At 61.5% G+C, this 535-nt stretch carries 1 protein-coding gene; it reads right to left on the bottom strand.

Translation table 11 applies throughout. The annotated features are described in order from the left end of the window. Positions 1-535 (bottom strand): metallophosphoesterase (locus tag FE811_RS27090; protein ID WP_255469872.1); only part of this gene is annotated, 535 nt, incomplete at both ends.

Genomic DNA, 535 nt, shown 5'->3' with positions numbered 1-535 from the left:
TTCGACCTGGTCCCAAAGAGGATTGACGGGGAGCTTGGCTGCCCGGCGCTCGATTTCGGGCAGCGTGACCGGCCGGAAATTCCAGACATCAACACCCACGTTCACGGAATTGCGGCTGCCCCGCCAATTCTGATGCACATGGCCGAAGAGTTGCAGCCCCTGATGCCGCGCGCCGGGCCAGGTGATCATGGGATAGTGACAGAGAAACAGCCGGCGCTTGTCCACGACAATATCCGCCGTTTCCGCCACGCTATTCCACGGCAGATCGCAGATCCAGTCTTCATCATGATTGCCCCGGATCAGATGCTTGCGGCCCGGCAGGGCATGATAAATCGTGCGCACCTCACGCCGCTGCCTATCGCTGGCTCTGCCCGCAGTGAAATCTCCCAGAATCCACAGGTCATCATCGGGCCCGACCCGTGCCCGGCACTCGGCCAGCAGGTGGGAATTCATCGCGGCCACATCCGTGAAGGGGCGGTCGCAGAAGCGGATGATGTTGCCGTGCGAATAATGCGGATCGGCGGTGAACCAGTGC

It is taken from the genome of Paracoccus sp. FO-3, assembly GCF_006386455.1.
In the GTDB taxonomy this organism is placed as follows: Bacteria; Pseudomonadota; Alphaproteobacteria; order Rhodobacterales; family Rhodobacteraceae; genus Paracoccus; species Paracoccus versutus.
This window is presented reverse-complemented; position numbering and strand designations above follow the sequence as displayed.